10 protein-coding genes and 4 pseudogenes are annotated in these 18036 nt (G+C 59.2%); 10 read left to right on the top strand and 4 right to left on the bottom strand.

What is annotated here, in order from left to right; all coding sequences use genetic code 11:
- The first annotated feature begins 100 nt into the window (after positions 1–100).
- The 8 genes and pseudogenes from G6P99_RS38650 to G6P99_RS38615 all read left to right on the top strand — a co-directional run bounded on the left by G6P99_RS38650 (position 101) and on the right by G6P99_RS38615 (position 11493).
- Positions 101–1210 carry a nodulation protein NodZ gene (locus G6P99_RS38650; RefSeq protein WP_084518721.1) on the top strand — a complete coding sequence of 370 codons (1110 nt, stop codon included), beginning with the start codon at positions 101–103 and terminating at the stop codon, positions 1208–1210.
- 542 nt (positions 1211–1752) lie between these two features.
- Positions 1753–2697: pseudogene (locus G6P99_RS38645) on the top strand (IS630 family transposase).
- A 390-nt stretch (positions 2698–3087) separates the two neighbouring features.
- Positions 3088–3924: an SDR family NAD(P)-dependent oxidoreductase gene (locus G6P99_RS38640; RefSeq protein WP_029084977.1), complete on the top strand. Its 837-nt coding sequence runs from the start codon at positions 3088–3090 to the stop codon at positions 3922–3924.
- Positions 3925–4177: 253 nt separating this feature from the next.
- On the top strand, positions 4178–5932 hold the full coding sequence (gene nifA, locus G6P99_RS38635) for a nif-specific transcriptional activator NifA (RefSeq protein ID WP_029084978.1): 1755 nt from the start codon (positions 4178–4180) through the stop codon (positions 5930–5932).
- 578 nt (positions 5933–6510) lie between these two features.
- Complete coding sequence (locus G6P99_RS38630; RefSeq protein ID WP_029084979.1) at positions 6511–7353, top strand: electron transfer flavoprotein subunit beta/FixA family protein; 843 nt, start codon at positions 6511–6513, stop codon at positions 7351–7353.
- 243 nt (positions 7354–7596) lie between these two features.
- Entirely contained in the window at positions 7597–8712 is a 1116-nt protein-coding gene (locus tag G6P99_RS38625; protein ID WP_165125944.1) for a GFA family protein, read from the top strand.
- Positions 8713–8809: 97 nt separating this feature from the next.
- Positions 8810–9484, top strand: a complete 675-nt coding sequence (locus tag G6P99_RS38620) for a 2OG-Fe(II) oxygenase (protein ID WP_029084981.1) — start codon at positions 8810–8812, stop codon at positions 9482–9484.
- 662 nt (positions 9485–10146) lie between these two features.
- On the top strand, positions 10147–11493 hold the full coding sequence (locus tag G6P99_RS38615; RefSeq protein ID WP_165125941.1) for an IS5 family transposase: 1347 nt from the start codon (positions 10147–10149) through the stop codon (positions 11491–11493).
- Positions 11494–11549: 56 nt separating this feature from the next.
- Here the strand turns inward: G6P99_RS38615 and G6P99_RS38610 are convergent.
- The 4 genes and pseudogenes from G6P99_RS38610 to G6P99_RS38595 all read right to left on the bottom strand — a co-directional run.
- Positions 11550–11804: pseudogene (locus G6P99_RS38610) on the bottom strand (hypothetical protein); the annotation flags it as partial.
- 2 nt (positions 11805–11806) lie between these two features.
- Positions 11807–12799 (bottom strand): annotated as a pseudogene (locus tag G6P99_RS38605) (IS5 family transposase); the annotation flags it as partial.
- Between the two features lie 306 nt (positions 12800–13105).
- Positions 13106–13912 carry a glycoside hydrolase family 12 protein gene (locus tag G6P99_RS38600; RefSeq protein ID WP_165125938.1) on the bottom strand — a complete coding sequence of 269 codons (807 nt, stop codon included), beginning with the start codon at positions 13910–13912 and terminating at the stop codon, positions 13106–13108.
- Positions 13913–14596: 684 nt separating this feature from the next.
- Complete coding sequence (locus G6P99_RS38595; protein WP_165125935.1) at positions 14597–14860, bottom strand: transposase; 264 nt, start codon at positions 14858–14860, stop codon at positions 14597–14599.
- A 905-nt stretch (positions 14861–15765) separates the two neighbouring features.
- On the opposite strand from G6P99_RS38595, the gene G6P99_RS38590 reads away from it, so the two are divergent.
- Entirely contained in the window at positions 15766–15903 is a 138-nt protein-coding gene (locus G6P99_RS38590; RefSeq protein ID WP_156929087.1) for a hypothetical protein, read from the top strand.
- Between the two features lie 219 nt (positions 15904–16122).
- Positions 16123–17955 (top strand): annotated as a pseudogene (locus G6P99_RS38585) (ABC transporter ATP-binding protein).
- The last annotated feature ends 81 nt before the right edge of the window (positions 17956–18036 follow it).

The raw sequence follows: 18036 nt of genomic DNA, 5'->3' as shown, positions 1-18036 counted from the left end.
ACGGTATCGGACCGAAATCGGGTACGTCGGCGCAGCGTCTCTGAATGGAAGTGCAATCGGAAAGCATTCAGAGAACATCTTCCATCAGAGGCACGCCGCCATGAAATTCTACCGACGCAGCTCGCCGGCATCACGAGTGCCGCCGATGACAACGGATGCGATCACACGAGATGCATCTATAATGACGTCTTATGTCCACCCAGGAGCCCGCGAGGCAATGCGTATGGTTAGCGGTTTAAAGAGCGATCGGTTCGTTGTTTCCAGGCGAAGGACCGGGTTCGGCGACTGCCTGTGGTCGCTGGCGGCAGCTTGGCGCTTTGCACAGCGGACCGATCGGACGCTGGCAATCGATTGGCGCGGATCCTGTTATCTCGATCAGCCATTCACCAATGCCTTCCCAGTCTTTTTCGAACCAGTTCACGATATTGCTGGGGTACCGATCATCTGCGACGACCAGGTCAACCACCGCTCATTCCCGGGGCCATTCTTCCCGGGATGGTGGAACAGGCCATCCATCGACTGCGTCTATCGGCCGGATCAGCAAATTTTCCGCGAGCGCGACGAGCTCGATCAACTGTTCCAAAATGAGGAAGATAGTGACGCTAACACGGTTGTGTGTGACGCCTGTCTGATGTGGCGCTGCGATCAGGAGGCCGAACGAGAGATCTTTCGCAACATTAAACCGCGATCTGAAATTCTGGCACGGATTGAGGCCATTTACCGCAAGCAGTTTGAGCCGTACAGCATCATCGGCGTTCATGTTCGACACGGCAACGGCGAGGATATTATGGGGCATGCTCCCTATTGGGCCGATCCGGAGCGCGCCCTGCGGCAGGTCTGTCGTGCCATCGAAAGGGCCAGGGGGTTGCCGTACGCCAAGCCTGCGAGGGTGTTCCTGTGTACGGACAGTGCGCTCGTTCTTGAGAAGGTTTCGGCCTTATTTCCTGATGTTTTCACGATTCCAAAACGTTTCCAGGCGCTTCAGGCCGGGCCTCTGCACAGCGCCGCGCTCGGAGCCGAGGGCGGCTTTTCAGCCCTTATCGAGATGTATCTCCTTGCGCGCTGCGACACTGTGATTCGCTTTCCCCCAACGAGCGCCTTCACGCGCTATGCGCGTCTCTTTGTGCCACGTGTGATAGAGTTCGACCTGAACGATCCGGGCCGATTGATCTTAACCGATGAAACCTCGCAAGAGCTCGTGGGTTTGTGAAAATCATAGCCCGTCTCATCGACCAGATGGCCGCTTTTTGCATCCGGCAGTACTGGCACTATTTCTCCAGACGGCAATTCATAGCCCAACCTGAGGATCCGACGCGACTTTTCATTGAAGAGGAGAAGAAAAGCGCTGGCTCGCCACCATCCAGTGAAGCGCAACCTGGATGAGAGAGCGCTTGTAGTGCTGCCACCGTGCCTACAGGTGGAACACGCCGGTGTCTTCGTCTCGCACCCGTAGAGTGGAAGCTGTCGCTGCTGCCCGATCGCAGGTCAAGCTGTCTGTCGAGCGGCGCGTTCGCCGCGGCGGTCGTCCTCTCGCTCGAGCGCGCTGGCGCACTCAGAGTCGATTATGTGGAACGTCTCGCTAGGCGTTCAGTCCCCGGCTCGCGGTCGCGACGTCAATTGACGCGCTGCTGCTGGACAGGATGGTGATCAAATCAGCGCTAGAGCGGGATGGGTCTAGCTTGAATCGATTTGGGATTCCCAAATCGGAAGGCTTCTGATTCAACATGCTGGCTGGGAAGGAGGCCAGCATGGATGGGACGAGCCTATTCGGACGACCTTCGTGAGCGGGTAGTGAGAGCTGTCATCAAAGGTGGCCTGTCGCGGCATCAGGCAGCGGCTCAATTTGGGGTGGGCATCAGCACGGCGATCAACTGGGTACAGCGCTTCCACGAGACCGGTAGCGTCAAGCCAGACCAGATCGGGGGCTATCGGCCAAAGAAGATTGCGGGGCCGCACCGCGAATGGCTGATGCAACGGTGCCGAAACGATTTTACCGTGCGCGGGCTGGTGGCCGAACTCGCTGAGCGTGGCCTGAAGGTCGATTACCGCACGACGTGGGAGTTCGTCCACGCCGAGAAGCTCAGTTACAAAAAAGACGCTGATTGCCGCCGAGCAGGATCGTCCCGATGTCACCCGTCGGCGGGCGCAGTGGACCAAGTATCGGGATCGGATCGATCCCACTCGGCTGGTGTTCATCGATGAGACCTGGACCAAGACCAATATGGCGCGCCGCTGCGGGGCTGGGCGCCGCGCGGTCAACGTATCAAAGCCAAGGTACCGCACGGCCGCTGGCGGACCATGACCTTCATGGCCGCCTTGCGTCACGATCGCATTACCGCTCCGTGGTTCCTCGAGGGGCCGATCAACGGCGAAGCCTTCCTTGTCTATATCGAGAAGGTTCTGGTCCCGACCCTGCGGCACGGCGACATCGTCATCATGGACAATCTCGGCTCGCACAAGGCCCACGCCGTGCGTCGCGCCATCCGTGCCGCCGGCGCCCGGCTCTTCTACCTGCCGAAATACTCGCCTGATCTCAATCCGATCGAGCAGTTCTTCGCCAAGTTCAAACACTGGTTGCGCAAAGCCGCACAGCGAACCACCGAGGCCGTCTACGATGCTATCGCTCCGATCCTCGGCACCGTCTCACCGGCCGAATGCGCCAACTACTTCGCAAACGCCGGATATGACCAAAACTAAACTCATCACGCTCTAGTGACGGGCGAACCTGACGTATGGAGCTGGTTACGTCATGTTCTGTACAAGTTGATGCGGCTGTACATTGCGAAAGCGATCCTGACCGATAGTTGCTCGGACGAGAGACGCTGTCCATCCACTCGCTGGTCAGGCTGCGAGCCAGCAAGGCGGGGCGTGCTTTACGCCCTGATCGCGTAGCACGGGCGAGTGCGCGCGGCATTTTTGTAGGTGATAAGCCGTCGCTGTCGCAAAGCATACGCGCCTTGTCGCTAAGCCTCCAACTGTTACGCGAGCGCGACATTAGGACGCAAAAGCGGGGCGCGTTTGCGTGCATAGCGATGGCCCAAATCCTGCTACGTGTCCGCCGACGGCGCTACAGGATGGGAGGCTGGCGTGGGTCTCGATGTGCCAAATGACGATATGGTCGGAGGTCTGTTGTCTGCAACACAGTCGGGTTGTCCCGTGCATGCCTGCCACGCCGGCGTCCACCCGGGAGAAAAGAAGGCGATGTTGCTGACCGGCGCCTCACGCGGAATCGGTCACGCCACTGCCAAGCTGTTTTCGCAGGCGGGCTGGCGGATCATTTCTTGCGCGCGCCAACCGTTCGATCGCGAGCGGTGCCCGTGGGAGTCAGGGAACGAGGATCATGTCCAAGTCGATCTTGGCAATCATCGAATGCTGCCGCGCGTGATCACCGAGGTCAAGAAACGGTTGGCGGGCGCACCGTTGCACGCGCTGGTGAACAATGCCGGCGTCTCGCCGAAATCGTCCAATGGTGGCCGGCTAACGTCGTTGACGACCTCACCCGAAACCTGGATGAGGGTGTTCCATCTCAATCTGGTGGCTCCGATAATGCTGGCGCAAGGACTGTTTGAGGAGCTGAGGGCTGCGTCAGGATCGATCGTCAACGTGACGTCCATCGCGGGCTCGCGGGTGCACCCATTTGCCGGCAGTGCGTATGCGACGTCGAAAGCTGCGCTTGCAAGTCTGACACGAGAAATGGCCCACGATTATGCGCCGCATGGCATTCGCGTGAATGCGATCGCACCCGGCGAAATACAGACGAGTATGTTGTCGCTCGACACGGAAGCGCGTCTCGTGCCAAGCATCCCGCTGCGCAGAGTGGGAACACCCGATGAAGTGGCCAAGGTCATCTTCTTCCTATGTTCGGATGCTGCAAGTTATGTCACCGGCGCCGAGGTGCCGATCAATGGTGGGCAACATCTTTGAAACGGCGAGGCCCAGCAAGGTAGCTGATTTGAACCGAAGTAGTGGAACTTGCGTCTCACGCCGACGTTACGCACCCATTCCGCAAAAGCTGAGATCGAGGCCCTGTGAGTTACCCTCGTGCCATGAAAAGGTGTTACCCTCCTATGTCATCTCGTCAACACTTGGCGCTAGATCGAGCATGACATGCAAAGAAACGCTCGCAAACCCGAACAAGGTGCCAGGGGAGGACGATCAGAACAACGGAGACCTCGTTATGCTGCATATCGCATCCACACGCGAAAGACCTAACTCACAGTCAGAGACGGAGCGCGAGGTCTCGGTCGAACCGCTGTGCGAGAGCGCTCTGACCGGCATCTTCGAAATATCAAGGGTGCTCACTGCACCTTGCCGGCTCGAAGTGACATTGGCCAAAGTGGTCGATCTTCTGCAATCGTTTGTGCAGATGCGACACGGCATCGTTTCACTCTTCGACGATGAAGGGATGCCGGACATCGCCGTGGGAGCCGGCTGGAGCGAGGGTAGTGACGAGCGCTACCGGATGCACTTGCCGCGGAAGGCGATCGATCGGATCGTCGCGACGGACACACCCCTGATCGCCGAGAATGTGGCAGTCGAGCCGGCGTTCAGCGCTGCGGACCTGCAGGTGCTCGGCGCCACAGACAATATGCCGGTGTCATTCATCGGGGTTCCAATTCGTATTGATCCGAAAGTCGTGGGTACGCTGACGGTTGATCGTATTCGGAACGACGGGTCGAGCCAACAACTTGACTACGACGCGCGGCTGCTCGGCATGATCGCCAACCTGGTCGGGCAGACAGTTAAGCTGCATCGCCTGTTCGCCTGTGACCGCGAACGACTGATGGTGGAGAAAGACCGGCTGCAAAAGCAACTGTCAGAGCTTAGACAGCCCGCAAGGGAGCGCAAGAAGGTACCGATCCACGGGATCATCGGCGACAGCCCGGCGCTGCGCGGGCTGCTCGAGAAGATCGCGGTCGTCGCTAAATCGAACAGCACCGTTTTGCTTCGCGGTGAATCCGGTACTGGGAAGGAACTCGTAGCCAAGGCCATTCACGAGTTGTCGTTGCGTGCCAAGCGGCCCTTCATCAAGCTGAATTGCGCGGCGCTCCCTGAGACAGTTCTGGAGTCCGAATTGTTCGGTCACGAGAAGGGTGCCTTTACCGGCGCGTTCAGCGCGCGCAAAGGGCGCTTCGAGCTTGCCGACAAGGGCACGCTGTTTCTTGACGAGATCGGTGAAATTTCGGCCCCGTTCCAGGCGAAGTTGCTGCGAGTTCTGCAAGAGCAGGAGTTCGAGCGCGTCGGCAGTAACCAGACCATCAAGGTGGATGTTCGTGTCATAGCTGCGACCAATAGGAATCTTGAAGAGGCTGTGGCGAGGAGCGAGTTCCGCGCAGACCTATATTATCGCATCAGCGTAGTTCCCTTGATGCTGCCAGCGCTGCGCGAAAGGCGAAGTGATATTCCGTTGCTTGCCAGCGAGTTTCTGAAAAATTTCAACAGCGAGAACTGCCGTACGCTGAGCTTTGAGGCGAGTGCGATCGATGTGCTGATGAACTGCGGATTTCCAGGAAATGTCCGCGAACTCGAAAATTGCATCCAGCGAACAGCCACCCTGGCCGCCGGGCCCTCGATCGTGAGAAATGACTTTGCATGTTGCCATGGCCAGTGCCTTTCCGCGATGCTCTGGAAAAGTACATCGGATGAGATGACAGTCCAGCCTGCACCAACCATGCCAATGCCGGCGAGTCCTGTCACACCCGTGACTGAGGCGGACGCGCCGCTGCCGTCTGTTGGCAGCGAGTTGGCCTCACTGGGGCCTCCCGGCACAGTCCTCGTAAGCGGCGCGAAGATTGCCGATCGCGAACGGGTCATTGCCGCCATGGAAAAATCCGGTTGGGTTCAAGCAAAGGCAGCGCGCTTGCTCGGACTTACTCCGCGCCAGATCGGCTACGCGTTGAGGAAATACGGAATCGAGATCAAGCGATTTTGAGAAGGACACAGGAGCCGGAGTTGCGATCATCACATTGAGGCAAATAGCCGTGGCAGGTTAATCGTCGATGGTTTCGGGGGGGGCTGGTCTACCCCTCCTCTGAGGACGGTCCTATCCACGGCAGGTTTTCATGATGGATAGAGACCCGGACAGGACTCGAGAGCTGTGAGCATGAGGTCGCTCGACCGGGAGAGAGGTCGGCTTGCGTTCGACGTGCAGAACACCACCGAGCGTCGATGCGTTCGGTCGTCGTGGCGAGCGGCTTGGTTGATCCATAGTTCAACCGAGATATCAAGCCAACGCCGGCTCGGACGGATTGTATCCGCATCTTGATCGTCTGGAGCAAAACCCACCTCGTTGAGGAGGAACTCTCCCGGGCCGGCTCAATTGCCGATCACGTCGCTCGAACAGCACTGTCGCAGTCGCGACGAGTGTCGACATTGCTTCGTCGGGAGCGTCGGGCGATATCGCCTGGCTCGCCTAAGTCTTTGTATTGTTGAGCTGATTCCGAAATCATGCGCGCTGGTACAACACTTGCTGTTCTTCTTCGCAGCTGTGGCAATTTATGGAGCTGAACTGTGCACAATGTCGTCTGCATTAAACAAGTTCCCGATTCTGCACAGATCCGCGTGCACCCGGTCACCAATACGATCATGCGCCAGGGCGTGCCGACGATCATCAACCCATATGACCTTTTCGCGCTCGAGGCCGCACTGGAGCTACGCGATCGGTTCGGCGGCAAAATAACCGTGCTTACAATGGGGCCGCCGTCGGCTGAAGACTCGCTGCGAAAAGCGCTGACCTTTGGCGCCGATCGCGCGGTACTGCTAACCGATCGTTGCTTTGCGGGCTCCGATACCCTGGCCACAACGTACGCACTGGCAACAGCCATTCGAAAGATCGACAAGGAATATGGCCGGCCAGATCTTATCTTTACCGGCAAGCAAACCATCGACGGCGATACCGCGCAGGTCGGGCCCGGCATCGCAAAGCGGCTAGGCGTGCTTCAGCTAACCTACGTCGCCAAGGTCAGGTCGCTTGATCTCACCGCACGCACAATTGAAGCAGAGCGGCGCTCCGAAGGTGGGGTCCAGGTTCTGCACACCAGGCTGCCCTGCCTGATCACCATGCTGGAGGCGACCAACCAGATTCGTCGTGGCGCCATGGCGGATGCCTTGCGCGCTGCGCGCGCCCCGATCGTGAAATGGAGCGCCCAGGATGCCGGCGTCGAGGACGTCTCAAAATGCGGTCTTAGGGGCTCGCCGACTGTCGTCAAGCGGGTGTTCGCTCCGTCCGCCCGCGCTGAGAAGGCGGCACTGGTTGAAGCGGCCGAACAACCAGCGCAAGCGCTGATCGACGCCATCTTCAAGCATCAACCGAAGCTAGAAACCGAACTCGCGGCGTTAGCCCGCAATGCTTGATCTCAACTGCGTTACTGCTTTCGAGTGACGCGTCGAGTCTGCCGGGCGCATCGTCGCCGCCATAATCAAATGGACATGTTTCCATCGATGCGATCATCAATAGGACCGAGCTCGTCATGCCGCAGTCTGTTGCCGTGAAGGTGCCGGCCCAGGGGAGTTTCACATGCATGGTCAACGCCATCATAGACCGCCTTCCCAACGAAATCGTTGATCAGTTGCGTCACCTTAATAGCTAGAGATCAAATGACGTCTTCTCGCGCATCTGAATTTGCACTGGATCAGCCTCCTCAGATCTCGGTCCATGAGTATTTGACACAGAAAGCGCGAGCGCTGTTCGGCCCCCATCCGTTCGCTGCGGCGATGTCAAAGGACCAGATTGTCAGCCTGATTCCTGAATACCTGGCGATGTCACAGGCGTTCCCATATCTGCAGGCAGGGTCCCAAAAGGACCTTGTATTCGCTGCGATGCATAGCAATCGCGACCTTCCGAGGCATGTTGAACTGACCAGCGTGGTCGCAAATTTCATCTGTTGGGATGAGACGGGTGGTCATAGCCGAGTTCTCCGGGCCGCCAACGCGGCGTTACCCGATATTCTGGCCACCGAACAGTTCCACTCGAACCTATTTAGAAAAGATGCATCGCGACGACTCGGCGGGGCAGTAAAACCCAACTATAGCCCCACAACAAAGCGATATCTGCATTCTCTGTATGCCGGGCTGTCATCGAAAGACCCCGTGGTGCGTTGCGCCTACATGGTCGCATTCGAACTGCATGCTGCGGAGATGATCCAGTCGCTATCGGCCACTGTGGTCAAGACCTTTGATGTGGAGGCAGACGATCTTGAGTACTTTCGGGTCCATGTCGTCGTCGAGGATCCAGCGGAAAAATATCACGGGGAGATGACAAGCCGCCTCATTGGCGAAATTGTCCCGGCTGACAGCAGTAGCCGTTTTTTCGATGAGTTTGATCGAGCCTATCGGCACAGCTTGGAGTGGTGCCGGGATCTGCTCGCAGGGTTTTCCCTCGAAGGCGATGGTGCCGAGATCCGCCACCATGGCCGCTGTCATTGTGGTTCTGTGAAATTCTACGTTCGAGCGCCGCGAGTGCTTTCCGCAGTGCGATGCAATTGCTCAATTTGCCAAATGTTGAAATTTTTACATTTGCTCGTGCCTGGCGACAAATTGGGCATTGAGTGCGGCGAAGAATTTCTCACTTCGTACCAGTTTAATAAGAACGTCGCTCGGCACACGTTTTGCCGGATCTGCGGCGTAAAGCCATTCTACAGGCCTCGATCCAGTCCTTCAGGATTCAGCGTAAATATTGGATGCTTGGATAAACGAACGATCGAAAGCGTATGAAAAGAGGATTTTGATGGCGAGCGTTGGGAGCAGGCCATCCACTCGATGCAGGGGGATAGCGAAGGATCCCTTAAGTCCGAACTTGGAGTAAACGCGAATGGCACGCGCAGTAAATGATAAATCCCGCCTGCTTGCAGAAGAGGCTCTCACAAAATACCGCATAGAGCTGTTGGTTAAGGGGACGGTCTTGATCGCCCCCCAGACCTTGTTCACCGATGATGACTTGGCAAGGGTCGATCAGCTGCAGACCGAGATTCCCGAAGAGGAGGAGGTGCGGGAAGGGGATGCCGGCGATTCACACAGTGTCTTTGTGAAACGCGTCAGGGTAGATCTGCCCGGCCGCCCTCCTAGCAATGCGCATGGTACAGCTCCAGCTCAAATCATCGAGTTACTCGAAAGGAAACACCGTCGCCTCTCGTTGAAAAAGATCTTAGGAGGATGGTCTGATTATGTGATTCGCCGCTGCCAAATGCATCGTATGCCGACCGGATCCTTTGTTGGCATCCATTTGGATGCTGAGAGCGACCCTGATTTCGAGTACGCCGTGATTGTTCAACTCACTAGAGAATTTGAGGGGGGTGAGTTTGTGGTATATCCTAGTGCGTACGAACAACACGTGTTTCGACCACCATTTGGAAGCGTACTTGTTACTACATGCAGGAACCGGCATGAGGTGAAGCCTGTGCACGCTGGGGAGCGTCGTTCACTAGTTTATTTCTGTTCAAAACGCAGCGGCGCGAACCGCCGGATCATCGAGAGCTCTACTAGTTAGCCGATGACAAGAGGTAGCTGGAGGGATCTGTGGATGCATTAAGTAACGGTCAGCTTGCCGGATGAGATCGGCAGAGCATCTCTTCGGGCAGATGTCCGTGAGCTCGTCATTGCTGTGCGCTACAGTGGAAGTGGCCAGATGGAGCCGGAAACCATGACGTTGGCGCCGTTCGCGAGTCGGTACGCGTGGACTGAAAATCTTCCAATCGCCGATCGGCCTAAATCAGGCTCAAGGCAATCGTGGTTCGGAACGAGCTCAATGGAACGGCCCTCGCTCACAGCGGCCCGTGCGGTAGGCTGGATAGCCGATAGCGCCGATGACATTCTCCGCTTGGATCCGCGAATCTGGTCTTCACAACCAATCTCCCACCAGAAGCCGCGCGTCTTAAAGCGCTGTATCACCTCGTGGGGCGTCCTGGAGAAGACCTAGCAGGCTGTTGAAGAACTCAGCCGCGTTCGCAAACGAAGGCTGAATCGTCGCCATTGTGTATGTAGTCGCCCGTTAAGAAGCTTCCAGGCGACTGATCTGGAATCGTAATTTGGCTGGAATGACGTTCTGAGATTGCAAGGTTTTGGTGTTTTGTGCATCGGAAGCTTGCAATTTCGTTTTCGAGATTCCCTCGACGGGCGAAGCATGATTCCCTGTCCGCATCGGAGGGCACGATGCGGCCGAAGAAGCACAAAACGACGGGAGCGAACGATTTTTTCCGGGCGCGGCTCGACCAGATCATCAATCTGAAGCACGAGCTGGTCCGGCTCACCGGCAAGATCGATTGGGACTGGATCGACGGCGAGATCGCGCCGCTCTACAGCGAGAACGGCCGGCCGGGGATTGAGACCCGCTTCGTGATCGGGCTGTTGTTGCTCAAGCACATTTACGGGCTGTCCGATGAGGGGGTATGCGAACGCTGGGTCCACGACCCGTATTTCCAGTACTTCACTGGCGAAGAGTTCTTCCAGCACGCGTTCCCGCACGAGCGCTCGGACCTGAGCCATTGGCGCAAGCGGCTCGGCGACAGACTGGAACTGCTATTGGCCGAGAGCCTGCGGGTGGCGCACGACGTCGGCGCGTTACGCGGCAAGGACCTTGAGCGGGTCACGGTCGACACCACGGTGCAGCCGAAGGCCATCACCTTTCCGACCGATGCCAAGCTGCTGCATGCGGCGATCCAGGGGCTCAACCGCCTAGCGAGGAAGCACGGAGTGCGGCTGCGGCAATCCTATTCTCGGATCGCCAAGGCCACCGCGATGATGGCGGGACGCTACGCCCATGCCAAACAGTTCAAGCGGCACCAGCGGCAGTTGCGCATCCTGCGCAGCCGCCTGGGCCGGATCATCCGCGACATCCGCCGCAAGATCGAAGGCCAGGATGCGCTCGAAGAGGCGTTCGCACTCTCGTTGAGCCGGGCCACGCAGAACCGCTCGCAGCAGCAGCGCCCGCGCGGCTGGAAGCTGTATTCCTTCCATGCCCCCGAGGTGGAGTGCATCGGCAAGGGCAAGGCCAGCGCGCCTTACGAGTTCGGCGTGAAGGCTTCCATCGTCACCAACAACCGGCCTGCTCCCGGCGGCCAGTTCGTGCTGCACGCCAAGGCGCTGCCCGATAACCCTTACGACGGTCACACTCTGCGGGACGTCATCGACCGAACCGAGACACTCACCGGCTGCGCGATCGAGTGCGCCTTTGTCGACAAGGGATACCGCGGCCATGACGCACAGAACCCGCGCCGCGTCTTCATCTCCGGCCAGAAGCGCGGCGTCTTCGGCACTATCAAGCGCCAGCTGCGGCGCCGCTCCGCTATCGAGCCCGTGATCGGCCATTTGAAGGCTGACGGACACCTCGGCCGCTGCTACCTCAAAGGCCGCGCCGGCGATACCGCCAACGTCATCCTCTCCGCCGTCGGTTACAACTTCCGCCGCATCCTCGCCTGGCTAAGGGCTCTTTGGTACCTCTTCCTGGCTGCCTTCTTCTCAGTCACCAGCCACCGCACACCACTCAAATCGGCTTCTTAACCGACGACTATGTAGAAGTGACCGACGAGCCTGCCCGCAGTGCCGATCATAGCTCATCCGCGACCGCAGGCGGGGTCATTCTCATCGTGCCCTTCCCATGAGAACTCCGCGCAGGCCGAACCGTCTCGCGCGCCGTAGCGGACATCGAGGAAGCCCTTCAGCGCACCGAAGGCAATTTCACCGTCGGACTTGCCCGTGAAGGTGAGATGCGCCTGTTCGACGAGGTCGAGGAAGTCGCCGTCCCAGTTGGCCATTTCGACGATGCGCCAACGGCCAGCAAAGGCCTTGGCGAAGCCGGGCACCTTGGCCAGCCGGCCTCCGCGATCAGCTTTGGCAGCCGCACCAGATTGTAGGCGGCGGCAGCGAAGGTAAAGGCCCATCCGACGCGTTCATGGCCCCGGAAGCGGGTCTTCTCTTGCCCGGCGACCGTCTTGATCCAGCCGAATGCCTCCTCGATCCGCTTGCGGATGCGCTGGCTGGCGGCATAGCCGCCGTGCCGGGTCGTTCGCCGGTCGATCGCAGAGCTGCGGCCGCTGGTGTTCTGCGCAACATGCGGCGTCACGTTCATCGAGCGCAGCTCGTTGACGAAGTCTTCTGCGTCGTAGGCTTTGTCGGCGCCAAGCGTGATCGCTGTCGGCCGGTCGGCACGCGGTTCGATCAGGTGCAGCGCGGCCACCCGTTCGGCATGCCCGTCGGCCCGCGTCAGGCAGGCGTCGACCAGCAGGCCGTCGGTGGTCGAAGCATGGGTGTCGTTCGAGCGCTTCTGGCCATGGAAGTCCGCTTCGGCATTGCGCCCGCCGCCTTGCGCCGGCGGCGCGCCAGAGCCTCTTCACGCTCTTCATCGAGGCCCAGGCCTCGATCAGCGTACCATCGACCGAGAAGTGATCGCTCGACAGCAGCTTCTTCACCTTGGGCTGCGCCAGCACCGCCGCGAGGAACTCGGCCGCGATGTCGCCTTCCAGCAACCGGTCGCGGTTTTTCGAGAACACCGAATGGTCCCAGGCTCCGTCGTCGACGCCAATTCCGACGAACCAGCGGAACAGCAGGTCGTATTCCAGCCGTTCGATCAAAAGCCGCTCCGAGCGGATCGAATAAACGCTTGCAACAGCATCGCCCGCAGCAGCTTCTCCGGCGGGATCGACGGCCGCCCAATCGGCGAATAGAGCGCGGCAAACTCGCGCTCCAGCGTCGACAGCGCCTCGTTCACGATCGTCCGGATCGCTCGCAGCGGATGGTCACGCCGCACCCGCGCCTCCAGATCGACGTAGCTGAACAGCTCGCCCGTTCGATTGTCGCCGCCGCGCACGCACCATCTCCGAATCTCGTCAGAGCCAATGAATCACGGTCGCTGGTCGGCGGCGAGCACCTTTTTCAACAGCCTGCTAGAGGCCTTGACCGCGAGGGCCGGCCGTCAAGCAGTCGACGCGAGTGATCCTTCCAGCGAAGCCATCACCGAACGCGTACAGAACGTCCGCGACATTTCATCAGGGGCTGGTGCGGCGGGAATGTGTCCATTACGGCCGCGAGCGAGCGGTAAGCGCAAGCTAAGGCCGTCAGCCAGCGTGGCTCATTGGCATAAGCGCAGCTCACCTTGCCGCCCGCACACGGATCTTCACTTCGAGGTCACAGACCAGTTGTTGAAATTGAAGTTCTTTCCCCCCGGGGACGAGGTAATCTCGACGCCGTATTGGACGCTACCGACGTTTATGTCGCCAAAGTACCCCTTCGACTTGATCCACTGCAGGATACTCTTGATGTCCACTGTCCCGCTGTTGGTCTTCGAAGTGCGCAGCAATGAGATGACCTTGTGACCATCGGGGCCTTCACCTTCAAACACGTTCCAAGTCGCTCCGCCTGCATTGACATTGCTGTAGACCGGAATCGCCGCACCGGAAGGGGCATAATGATATGAAATGGGCTTAACGTTGCCGCTCCCGTCCGAGTTTCCGGTGTAGTTTGTCCAGAGCATTACCTCATGCTGGTTTGAGCTGTCCCAGATATCGTAGGCGACATCCCAGGCGCCGCCAGTAGGAACCTCCTGATTGAAGCTCGAGCTCAGAGTTTTGATTGAACTGAGCGGTTTCCCGATACTAAAAGCCTCGTGCGGATAGCTCTTGATGCCCGGCGTATTAGGCTGGTTCGACCATACGCTCCACCGGTTGATGCCACTCACCGAAATCGTCTGAGGCCCAGGGCGCGGACCCCATACGTCGTTGTTCCAAGAGTAGCCTTCGCGTGAAAAGCTTCCGTATGGAGCGCTCGAACTCCAAATCGGAGCCTGCGCCGATACAAGCGCGGCAGATGATAATGACCCGGCTTCATTCGCGGCCTGCCTAAATAGATCATGATCCTCCTGTGTCCGGACGTACCCCGGTGGGGACCCTTGCGCGCCGCCACCGCTTATCCGATTGGAATCCATAAAGCTCTCCTTTCGATTATGATAACAAAGTCTCCTGCAGATCCGCCCAGCGGGTAGCCTAGTTCAGCATAGGCGGCATTGGCATCTAGAGACCGGGTTCGAATGCTAGGAAGGTTGGCTTTCGAGAAGCTGACGAGCTCGAGGAGAAAGGTGGAGCCGCGCCCGGGTTTGCCGTCTTTCGGATGACAACAGCCTGCTGAGACAGTGGCAACGATCCACTGGATGACTAGCCTAGTTCGAACATACTTAGAGCGAACGTCCAACAAAGAGTGTGGCGCTCTCGTTCGACTTACCGAAGTTCGCAAATTTATGGGTAATGCCGTGACTCCTTCTAAAGGTCGGATTCGTCTGGCTCGTTCATGGGGGGACTCTTATATCTCATAGCCAGACGGTCTAACCAGCGCTGGCGCGCAGTCAGTTGTTCGTCCGTGGTGGGCGACGGCTTTCGTCCACACATGCCTCTACCCTCAATGCGAACTGACCGAAAGTAAGCGGCAAGGTGAGGCCGTAAGGCGGCCGCGTTCCATGGCATAAGCGCATCGATTTCGCTGCTCGGCCAGCCGTTGGCGAGCGCACGGTCGAACGGATCTGAGCCGGCATCGCGCACAAGCGCAACAAGGCCATGGATACCCTTGCGGAAGTCGACTGGATGGCTGGCGAGGAACACCTTCACACCAGAGGGGATCATGCCGAACGGGCCGCGCGGATCACCCGCTGCAAGTGCGCTTCGTCGATATCCACGCCGGCACGCACGACTACCTCGCCCTTGGCAATCTCGATCACTGCGCCTTCCACAGACGCCACCACAACCTCGCAACTCGAGTGCCGTGAGCGATAATGCCGCTCGGCCCGAGCATCAAGGCGCCAGGCGAACAGCTGCGGCGGGTGAATGCCAATCCGATGAGCGATCGCCGATACGCTCGCGCCGGGCTCCAGCGCTTCTGTCACAACTTGTGCCTTGAACTCGTCCGACCGCGTCGGCGAAGCTGACGCGGCGCTCCCTCAAGACTGTCGGCGACCGCTTCGATCATATGGAAGGTTTCCAGAATTAGGCGCAGACATAGAAGCCTTATCGGCTCACAAACTCAGCAGCTGATAGCCGATCGCTCACACCCTCCGCCAGATGGGGTCTCTTAGGCGCTTACGCGAGACGCTTGATGCGAACCATTCATGGATAAAGATGCACCGAGGTTTAGCTCATGCGCGGTGACATCGTCATGGCGCGTACGCGTCACTCAAACAATCGCTCAACCTCGGCACGATGAGCGACCCGCATCACATGGAGCAACGTTTGCGTCATGCCGGGCCGTGTCCAATTGACCACCGCGATGTCGGAAATGCGACACCGCGCAACGCTGATTTGCGGAGTAGCCTGCTTGCTGCTCGCTTTTACGCCGGATCTGCTCAGGTAAACCCGTAAGTGGCACGTCGATTGCCGAGGCGAGGACTGGTGTAGCCAGAGCACTCGCAGCGGGTCTGGTGCTCGGGAGCTCCCATGAATTTCGTGCCTTGACTTGGTCAAAGCGGTGGCATCACGATTCCTTGGGAATGCACAGTCGTAAACATCACAAGCTGAAAGTTGTCGCAGAACTGAGGTACGGATTTAAGCTTCAGTGAAGGAAGGCAGGATGATTAAGAGGTTTCGTTACCTTGGCGGTCAAAGGAGGGGGCAACGTGGACCGTAGCTCTTATCTGCCGATGACCTCCGGCGAAAATAGCTGACTTGCCGATTGAGCCGATGCGACGGGGCGCCATTCTTATCCACGCATGTGATACCAGAACATTGCAGTGTTCGCGAGAACAGCATCATATCGGAACATAATGCGGCACTTTTGGCGCCGGAGGTGAGTCCGATGACTGACTACAGGGAATGCAGTGGGCTTGGTGCTTTGCTGTGGCGTTCCATCGGCTTCCTGACAGGATCGGTATGGCCGGCGCGCTGGAGCGATTGGCACAAGTGGAAAGTCAATGCCGAGAAAATTGCATGTTGATTGCTCGCTGAATGGAAAGTCTGACAGCGAGCACAATATGGTAAATAACGCCGGGATGCTACGCGCCATGGCAAGGGACGTACAAGTATTCGCTGTGCGTTCTGAGCTCGAGGCGACAACGGCCAAGCCCCTCGGGCATTGCCGTTTCGCCTCGGATCGTCGAGCACTGGGTATATCGCGTCCGCATCGAAAGGCGCGAGCATCACAATCGCGAGTGCCATGATCGTTCGAGATAAGAAGCGAGCCGCCGTGATCAGCGTGGTGCTCCCGTTCGTGTTGGAGCATTGGGTAAGGCAGCCCCTCCGTGTCACGATTATCCTTGTCGGTTTTCTCGGCGCAACGGTGGCCGACCTGTTCATGCCCGTGTACTCCGGGCACCTAGTCGATACGCTGACATTGGGCCCCTCCGACCCTGCGGCGCAACGCGCGGCGACGGTTTCGTTCGGCTGCATCGTCTTGCTCGGCCTGCTATCGGTTATACTGCGACTTGCAGGCTTGCAGGCGATCGTGCCGTTCACGCTTAAGACGATGTCAGATTTTGCGCGCGAGGGCTTCATGCGGACGCAGCGACTCTCGACTGACTGGCACGTCAACTCGTTCGCGGGTTCCACTGTGCGCAAGATCACGCGGGGCATGTGGGCGCTTGATCTGCTCAACAATACGGTGCTGGCCGCATTGTTGCCGTCGCTGGTGGTGCTCGTCGGCTCGATGATCCTGCTGGGGGTGCATTGGTCCGTGCTCGGCGGGGTTGTCGGCTTGGGGGCGTTATTCTATGTGGCTGTCACCATTGGCTTCACGATGATATGCATCGCGCCAGCCGCACGTCTCTCCAATGCGTGGGACACCAAGGTCGGCGGCACGCTGGCCGACGCCTTGGCCTGCAACGCGGTGGTGAAGTCGTTCGGCGCCGAGACGCGCGAGGACATCCGGCTCGACGGCGTCATCAGCCGCTGGCGCCGCCGGGTGCGGCGGACCTGGCTCCGCTACAACCACACCTCGATACGGCGCAGCTCCTGGTGCTGCTGTGCTTCCGCGCCTCGGTGATCGGCGGTGCCATCCTGCTGTGGGCGCATGGCGCCGCCACGCCGGGCGACGTCACCTATGTCTTGACCAGCTACTACATCATTCACGCCTACTTGCGGGATGTCGGCATGCACATCAACAACTTGCAGCGTTCGGTGAACGACATGGAGGAACTGGTGCAGATCCATGGCGAGCCGCTCGGCATTGTCGATGCCGATGATGCGAGGCCGATCGGCATCCAGGGCGGCCGCATCGTGTTCGACGACGTTACCTTCCACTCTGTCGGTCGACATAGATGCGAGCGAGCGTGTCGGCCTGGTCGGACGCTCCGGCTCCGGCAAGACGCACTTCGTCAAGCTGGTCCAGCGGCTCTACGACGTCTCCGGCGGCAAAATCCTGATCGATGGTCAGGACATCGCCAAGGCGACGCAGCAATCGCTGCGCAGCCAGATCGCGATCGTGCAGCAGGAGCCGATCCTGTTTCACCGCACGCTGGCGGAGAACATCGCCTATGGCCGGCCGGGCGCCGGCTTGGAGGCGATCGAGCAGGCGGCGCGGCTTGCCAATGCGCACGGCTTCATCATGCGGCTGCCGAAGGGGTACGGCACGCTGGTGGGCGAGCGCGGCGTCGAGCTGTCGGGCGGCGAGCGGCAGCGCGTGGCACTGGCGCGCGCCTTCCTGGCGGATGCGCCGATCCTGATTCTGGACGAGGCGACCTCCAGCCTCGATTCGGAGTCTGAGGCGCTGATCCAGCCGGCGATGGAGCGGCTGATGAAGGGCCGCACCTCGATCGTGATCGCGCACCGGCTGTCGACCGTGCGCAGCATGGATCGCATCCTGGTGTTCGATCGCGGCGAGCTCGTCGAGCAGGGCACGCATGAGATGCTTACCGCGCGCCCGGGCGGCATCTACCGTGGCCTGTTCGAACGTCAGGCGCCCGAGTTCGTTCGGAGGCCCGCGCGCGCCAAGTCCCAATCCAAAGTTACGCAATCTGAAGAGGTCGGTCTAACGGGAGGGCGGGCCGGCTGATGGTTCGACATGCAGGCTGCCCCGTGAACGACAGTGAATGAAGTCAGACTGGCCGATCATTGGCTCACTGAGCTTGCGTTT

The organism is Bradyrhizobium sp. 6(2017) (assembly GCF_011058295.2).
Taxonomy (GTDB): domain Bacteria; phylum Pseudomonadota; class Alphaproteobacteria; order Rhizobiales; family Xanthobacteraceae; genus Bradyrhizobium; species Bradyrhizobium septentrionale.
Note: the sequence above shows the minus strand (reverse complement) of the source record. Positions and strands in the feature narration are given on the sequence as shown.

Bases quoted from the DNA above. Each gene is read 5' to 3' on its own strand.
- G6P99_RS38650 (WP_084518721.1), top strand. From the start codon at position 101: ATGAAATTCTACCGACGCAGCTCGCCGGCATCACGAGTGCCGCCGATG.
- nifA (WP_029084978.1), top strand. From the start codon at position 4,178: ATGCTGCATATCGCATCCACACGCGAAAGACCTAACTCACAGTCAGAG.
- G6P99_RS38625 (WP_165125944.1), top strand. From the start codon at position 7,597: ATGACGTCTTCTCGCGCATCTGAATTTGCACTGGATCAGCCTCCTCAG.
- G6P99_RS38620 (WP_029084981.1), top strand. From the start codon at position 8,810: ATGGCACGCGCAGTAAATGATAAATCCCGCCTGCTTGCAGAAGAGGCT.
- G6P99_RS38615 (WP_165125941.1), top strand. From the start codon at position 10,147: ATGCGGCCGAAGAAGCACAAAACGACGGGAGCGAACGATTTTTTCCGG.
- G6P99_RS38600 (WP_165125938.1), bottom strand. From the start codon at position 13,912: ATGGATTCCAATCGGATAAGCGGTGGCGGCGCGCAAGGGTCCCCACCG.
- G6P99_RS38590 (WP_156929087.1), top strand. From the start codon at position 15,766: ATGACTGACTACAGGGAATGCAGTGGGCTTGGTGCTTTGCTGTGGCGT.